Origin of the sequence: Actinosynnema sp. NPDC059335 (assembly GCF_042752395.1) — a bacterium.
In the GTDB taxonomy this organism is placed as follows: domain Bacteria; phylum Actinomycetota; class Actinomycetes; order Mycobacteriales; family Pseudonocardiaceae; genus Actinosynnema.
On record NZ_JBHYXZ010000022.1, the window covers coordinates 70,465 to 77,210 of the forward strand.

General features: G+C 71.2%; 5 protein-coding genes and 1 pseudogene. 1 reads left to right on the forward strand and 5 read right to left on the reverse strand.

Translation table 11 applies throughout. The annotated features are described in order from the left end of the window. Nucleotides 1-120: 120 nt before the first annotated feature. From ACFXGA_RS10175 to ACFXGA_RS10185, 3 genes are all read right to left on the reverse strand, one after another. Nucleotides 121-252, reverse strand: a complete 132-nt coding sequence (locus ACFXGA_RS10175; RefSeq protein ID WP_378086221.1) for a hypothetical protein — start codon at nucleotides 250-252, stop codon at nucleotides 121-123. A gap of 315 nt (nucleotides 253-567) precedes the next feature. Next, complete coding sequence (locus ACFXGA_RS10180; protein ID WP_378086223.1) at nucleotides 568-3,327, reverse strand: BTAD domain-containing putative transcriptional regulator; 2,760 nt, start codon at nucleotides 3,325-3,327, stop codon at nucleotides 568-570. A gap of 272 nt (nucleotides 3,328-3,599) precedes the next feature. Continuing rightward, nucleotides 3,600-4,001 (reverse strand): transposase, encoded by a 402-nt coding sequence (locus ACFXGA_RS10185; protein ID WP_378086225.1) that lies wholly within the window; start codon nucleotides 3,999-4,001, stop codon nucleotides 3,600-3,602. A 725-nt stretch (nucleotides 4,002-4,726) separates the two neighbouring features. Between ACFXGA_RS10185 and ACFXGA_RS10190 the strand changes: the two genes are divergently transcribed. Continuing rightward, the gene (locus tag ACFXGA_RS10190) at nucleotides 4,727-5,251 is read left to right on the forward strand and encodes a hypothetical protein (RefSeq protein WP_378086227.1); all 525 of its coding nucleotides are present in this window, start codon (nucleotides 4,727-4,729) and stop codon (nucleotides 5,249-5,251) included. 213 nt (nucleotides 5,252-5,464) lie between these two features. Here ACFXGA_RS10190 and ACFXGA_RS10195 read toward each other — a convergent pair. Together ACFXGA_RS10195 and ACFXGA_RS10200 are read right to left on the reverse strand one after the other, a co-directional pair. Continuing rightward, nucleotides 5,465-5,590: pseudogene (locus ACFXGA_RS10195) on the reverse strand (transposase); the annotation flags it as partial. A 224-nt stretch (nucleotides 5,591-5,814) separates the two neighbouring features. Beyond that, nucleotides 5,815-6,252 (reverse strand): DUF4082 domain-containing protein, encoded by a 438-nt coding sequence (locus ACFXGA_RS10200; RefSeq protein WP_378086229.1) that lies wholly within the window; start codon nucleotides 6,250-6,252, stop codon nucleotides 5,815-5,817. Between the last annotated feature and the right edge of the window lie 494 nt (nucleotides 6,253-6,746).

A 6,746-nucleotide genomic window follows, 5' to 3' on the forward strand; every position in this document is an offset into this window, starting at 1 on the left:
GCGAGGTGTGTCTTCTATATCACAACACCCCCCCGCGCGCCCCCGGCCGGGGGGGGGGGGGGGGGGCGCGCGCCCCCCCCCCCGGGGGGGGGGGGCGCCCCCCCCCCCACCCGGGTCAGGTCAGACGATCCGCCTGTGGGTGGTCAGCGGGTTGTCCCACGTGAATCCGTCCCTCAGCCAGCCGGTGAGCTCCTCGACGGACCCCAGCGTCGTGATGGTGGGTTCCTCGTAGGTGTACTTCGTGATCTTCACGGTTCCCTGCCTTCCGCGTCTGTCGTCCCGCTGATGCCGGGACGTGTGGACTGGGCAACCGGGAGCCTGGGGCACGGCGCTTCGACGAAGCTTTGACGCGCCTTTCGCGATGCTTGAGCGGGCCGGCCGTCCAGGCTCGACGGGCCTCACGGCGGAGGTCGAAGGGGCGCGCGGCAGGGGCGCGAACAGGCGAAGACACGCGGGGGCGCGTGGAAAGAGCGCGGGACGCGACGAGGGCACGCGGCGCGGGACGCGAAGCAGCGCGCAGGGCAAGGGAACGCGGCGGAGGGGAGGAGCCCGAGCGGGCCGATCGGCTCAGGAGCCGTGTTCCGCCAGGTGCCCCCGGACGCGGGCGACGTCGGCGGCGCGCCGCTGGGCCCGGTAGAGGTCCACGGCCTGCGTCCAGGCACGCCGGGCCTCGGCGTGGCGGCCCAGGGCGGCGTGGGTCTGGCCGAGCCGGTCGAGCGTGTCGGCTTCCTGGTAGGTGTTGCCCACGCGCCGGAACAGCGCCAGGGTGCGGCGGTAGTGGCGCAGCGCGTCGGCGTACCGGCCGGTCTGGTGGGCGATGTAGCCGAGGCTGTCCCCGGTGGCCGCTTCGCCGTCGACGTCCCGTTGCCGACGGTTGAGCGCCAATGCCTGCTCGCACAACGCGCGCGCGTTGGCGTGGTCGCCCAGCTGGGCGTGGTGCCAGCCCGCCTGGTTCAGCGCGCGGGCCTCGCCCACCGGGTCGGCGAGCAGCCGGTACAGGCGGAGCGCCTGGGTGGCGTGCGCCAACGCGGCGCGGTGGTCGCCCTGGAGCTCGTACGTCCACGCGAGCGAGTGGTGGGTGTGGGCTTGGCTCCGCACGTCCCGGGAGCGCTCGGCCAGGGCGAGCGCCCGGCGGATCTGGTCCCGGGCTTCCCCCAGCCGGTGGGCGCGCATGAACGCGTCGCCGAGCCAGCGGTGCGCCTGGGAGGCCATGGCGGGTTCGCTGAGCCGCTGCGCGGCACGCAGCCCCGCCCGCCAGGTGGCGATCTGGCTGTGCAGGTGGCCCTGCCTGCGCTGGAAGGTGTGCAGCGTCGCGGCGAGCTGCCACACCTCGCGGTGCCGGCCGCGGGTGTCGGCCCACTCCAGGGCGGCGAGCAGGCAGGGGTGCTCGACGGTGAACCACTCTGTCGCGGCGGCGGGGTCGGCGAGCGGCAGCGGGTCGCAGCCCGGCTCCGGCGGGCCGAGCTCGACCCGCGGGCGGTGGGGCTCCAGCAGGTGGTCGCCCGCGGCGGCGGTGTGCACGTAGAACCCGATCAACCGCCGGTGCGCCGCGTCGAGGGCGGTCGGAGGTCGGCGGCGGGCGCGTTCGGTGGCGTACAGCCGGACGAGGTCGTGCATCCGATAGCGGCCCGGTCGGTGCTGCTGGACCAGGTGCGCCCGCTCCAGCCGCTCGAGGTGGTCGAGGGTGGCGGTCAGCGGCAGGCCGGCCAGCGCCGCGGCGGCGGGCAGACCGATGTCCGGTCCCGGTGCGGAACCGAGCAGCTCGAACAGCTCGGCGGCCGGGCCCAGGGAGTTGTAGGAGCCGGCGAACACCGCGCGCAGGTCGGCGGACAGCTCGCCGGCGTCCAGCGCGTCGAGCCGGTCGCGATCCCGGCGCAGCTCCTCGGCCAGTACGGCCAGCGGGAACGTCGGGTGGGCCGCCGCCCGCGCCGCCAGTATCCGCAGCGCCAAGGGCAGGCCCGCGCACCGGTCGAGCAGTTCGCCCACGGCGTCCGGTTCGGCGGCCGCGCGGTGTTCGCCGAGGTGGCGGACGAGCAGCTCGCGCGCGTCGGGCGGGCTGAGCACGTCCAGCGTGAGCGGTTGCGCGTCGTGCCCGGTGATCAGGCCGGGCAGCCGGTGCCGGCTGGTGACCAGGACGGTGCTGTGCGGGCTGCCGGGCAACAGCGGGACGACCTGGTTGGTGTCGTGGGCGTTGTCCAGCAGGATGAGCATGCGCTTGTCGGCGACCAGGCTCCGGTACAGCCCTTCCTGCGCCTCGGGTTCGGCGGGGATGGCGGCGGGGTCGACCTGGAAGGCGTCGAGAAAGCCGCGCAGCGCCGTCTCGGGCGGCGTCGGCGCCGAGCTGGGGTCGAAGCCGCGCAGGTTGACGTAGAGCTGGCCGTCCGGGAACCGGTCGGTGTTGCGGTGCGCCCAGTGCAGGGCCAACCAGGTCTTGCCGACCCCGCCCCCGCCGCCGATCACCGAGATCACCACCGTGCCGCCCGGGGCCGCGTCGTGGTCCAGGGCGGCGGTCAGCTCGGCCAGCTCGCGCGTCCGCCCGGTGAAGGTCCGGGGCGGGGCGGGCAGTTGACGGGGGACCGGCGTCGGCGCGGTGGCGGCGGCGACCCGCCTGGCCGGGGTCGACAGGTCGGGGTGCGCGGCCAGGATGCGCTGGTGCAGGGATCGGAGCGGCTGGCTGGGGTTGGCTCCCAGCTCGTCGGCCAGGTGGTGCCGGGTCCTCTCGTAGTGCCGCAACGCGTCGGCCTGCCGTCCGCTGCGGTAGAGCGCGAGCATGAACAGGCCGGCCAGGCGCTCGTCGAGGGGGTGCGTGGCGACGAGGTCGGCCAGGTCGGTGAGCAGTTCCGCGTGCTGCCCGTTGCGGAGCCGGATGTCGGAGAGGTCGAGCCGCGCGCGGTACCGCTCGTCCTCCAGCGCGGTGCGGACCGAATTGAGCCACGCGGTGTCCAGCGAGCCGAACGGCTGGCCCCGCCACAGGTCGAGGGCCCGGCTGAACAGGCCGGCGGCGCGGGTGTCGTCGTCGGTGGCCCGCGCCTGTCCGATGAGGTCGCGGAACAGGTGCAGGTCCACCGCGGCCGTGTCCACCGAGATCTGGTAGCCGTCCGACCGGCGGGTGATCGCGACGCCACGGGCCCCGGCCAGGGCGCGACGCAGCAGGCTGATGTAGGTCTGCACGGCGTTGGCCGGCCGGGCGGGCAGTCGATGTTCGCCCCACACGCGCTCGACCAGTCGGTCGACGGGCACCGCGTGGTTGGCGTCCACCAACAACGCGGCCAGCACCGCGCGTTGGCGCGTGTGACCGATGTCGACGTTTTCCCCCGCGATCAGCACTTGCACATCGTCCAGAAGACGGAATTCCACCGTTGTCGTTCCACCCCTTGGTCGCCACCCCTTGCCGCATGTCTATCCAGTGTGACGGGGCGATTTCAACGGGGTACCTGTAATTTGCATCATTCGGCTCGTCGTGCTGCTCCGGACGCATGAACAACGCGGGCGGGCCGACGTCCGAATGGTTCGATTCCAGTCAGGTTCGAATGTGCTCCGGGGTGCCGACGCGTTCGTGGACCTGGTCGATGGGGTCGACGGTGGCCGCGATCGCGGGTTCACATTTCGGCATTGCGAATTCGGGCCCGTCGCTCCGGGTCTTCGACCGGCGTTGCACGGGTGAATCGGCCGGCGGTCGCCACGCCGATGGTCACCCGAACCGGCCGGGGCCGTCGCCCAGGCGCGGAGGGGCCCATGACGAAGGCGGCGCGGGCGTCGGTCTTCGCACGGCCGGGACAGAGCTCGGCGATGCGACGCATGGCCAGGCCGGGCATGGGCCACTTGGTGGTCGGGAGCGCGGGCCACCGCGACCGGCACAGCGCCCCGGTCGTGGCCGCCTGGTCGACCACCACCAACGGCGGCCCGTTGGCCGCGAGCTTGTCGAACAGCGCCCGCAACCCGGGTTTGCCGTTCGCTGACGGCTGTGGCGCACACCATCCGATGCCGCCCCCGTCGGTCATCGTACGAGGCGTGGATATCCGGCGAATTCGTGGGAGCGGACCGTGGAAGCAAACCGGGAGCCGTCGAACGCGTTCAACGGTGTCGGGCCGCGTGCAACGGCTCTCAAGATTCTTATTCTTCCTGCGGTAATTCTGTTTTCGCTGGTGGGGTCATTGTTCGGGCTTCGTTCGCGTTACCTGGCTGGAGACCTACGGCTTCCACGTGATCCGGACCGGCCAGGCGCCGGACGGCCCGACGCTGTGGGGCAGCTGGCGAAACCCTCGCTGACGATGGATCGACCTGCCGTTGTCAGGTTCGAAGGCTGATGAACATCTCCACCGTCTGCAGCCGGCCATCGCCCGGCGACCAACCGGGGCCCGGGACGGCCGTGGAGATGCCCGACACCGCCCTGGTGTCGATCGGTTCGCACGGCACGAGGTGGTTCGCGATGCCGCCGCGCCGCGCCGCCCAAGCGGGTTTCGAAGACGACCGTGACCGGCACGGAGTCGCCCATCGACAAGGAGGGTCGTGCCCGCGCCGAATGGCGCAATCCGGTCCTGAGATGTTCCATACGCGATTTATGCGGACAGTTCGGTCCGTATTCGTCGTATCTCCGTTTCACCGTATGGCGGAGCGCCGGTCCCCGGTGGAGGCGAGCCGAATGGCCGTCACCCGGAAAGCGCATTTACGGCCCGATCGGGAGACGGCTAGCTTGAGTGCCCCGAGAAACCGCTTCAATCGCCCGATGGTGAGGACGCAGATGGAAACACGTAAAAGGCAGCCGCACTCCCGACTGGGTCGACTCGCCGCCGTCGTGATCGCGACCGCCGCGCTGGTGGTGACCGGCCCCGGAGCGCACGCCGACACCGAAGCCCTCAGCCTCGGCACGGCCGCGCTGTCCGCGCACACCCCTGACGTCTCCGTGCAGACCACGGCCACGGTGTCCAAAGGTGCCTGGTCCTGCACATTGAGCGCAACCCTCCCCAACCGCTGGTACGGCGGCTCTGGCGGCGGCGAACAGGCCTTCGGCAACCTGAACTGCACCCACGTCATGCCCGAGATCTACATCGCGGTCGGCCTCTACCGCAACGGCAACCTGGTTGCCGCCACCGACAGCCACAAGTTCTCCGCGGCGTTCGTCAACGCATTCCCCTCCGCGTCGCCGCACGTGTCGGCGACCTACGAGAGCGGCGCCATCGGCGCCGTCCTTTGGCCCGACAACACCGTCACCCAGATCCAGCAGATCTATAGCCCCGCCATTTCTCTCTGAGCGGTTGTTCCCGGGTTGTTTGGGTCGGGTGGGTCGGCGGGTGGTAATATGGATCATGGACTGGCGGGCCATGGCCTCGTGGTGGTGCGGGAGTCGTTCGTAGTCGCGGGCGCAGCGGCGGTGGCTGGTGATCCAGGCAAGACTTCGTTCGACCACCCACCTTCTGGGCAGCGCGGTGAAGTACGGCACGTGCGGACGTCGCACGATCTCCACCAGCAGACCCAGGGTGTCCACCACGATGTGGAGCTTGCGGCCGGCGACCTTCTTCCCGCCGTCCCAACCCCGAGTGGCCCGGCCGACGGCGGCAGCCACGCGCATCGACTGCGAGTCCACGACCGCCGCCGACCTCCGCGGGCCCGCCGATAGCCCTCGACCTTTCCCGACTCCAACGCGGCCACCACCCGCAACCGCGACACCTCACGCTCCGCAGGCCGTAATTGGTGCGCACCCCCGACCTCGATCACGAGTGATCAACCTGGAGGAAGACGATCACTTTCGACTCGATGACCACCCCGCCTGGTGGCAAGCCCACTGGGCGTCGGGTCGAGGACCTGCGGGGCGGCTCAGTCGGTGAAGACGGGGACGATGCTGTAGCTGCTGTGGTGCCACGACTCGGTCGGGAAGCCGCCGTCGTAGCTGTAGACACCCGCCGAAACCGGGAGCCGGAACGGGTCGGACACGACTTCGCCGCTGAACTGCCACTCGGTCGACTGGTAGGGCAGGCCCTCGGTCGAGTACGACACGACGTAGCGTTCACCGGGGACGACTTGCGTGTTCCGCGGCATCGGCAGCGAAGTCCGGAAGCCGTACGTCGGGACGTCGGTCACGTCGGTCACGTCGGCGAGCACGTCACCCGTCGAGTTCCACAGCCGCACGCGGACCGGCGTCGGAGGCTTGCCGGGCCGGGTGAGTTCCACGTCGGTGATCACCCCGGGTCGGTTCACCTCGAAGACCAGGCCCAGTTCGACCGGTGAAGGGTCGGCGTCCACGGTGGGGTACACGTCGGCGACGAAAGGTCGGCATCCGATCCCGCACCAGGCGGGGCTTGCGGTCGGCGGTCCGCCGACATGCACGAGGTGGGTCCGCGGGTCCCCGGTGCGTCCGTCATCGTGCCCACGCGCAGTGATCCCGAGATCGCCTCGACGGTGGGCGTGTAGAAGTACTGCCAGTTGGATGCAGGACCCGGCTCGTCCACGTAGTCACAGGTCTCGCCACCGTCGAACCCGTGCGGACAGCAACATCTGGATCCCCTCGCCGGTAGAAGCGAACACCTGTGTGATCGCCTGCCGCCGCTCCCCGCTACACCACTGCCGCGAATTGCTGCACGCGCCCGCGCCACGTCCGCCGACAGCCCACCGCCGCTGCGCCACTCGGATCGGCGACGGGCCGGCCGATGATGCTCAGTCGTCCCTACCGTTTGAGTTGTCCGGCCTCGTAGGGTTCGGATGCCCCGGGAGGGGCGGGTGTGGCTTTCAGTCGTCTGCCGCCGGTGTGG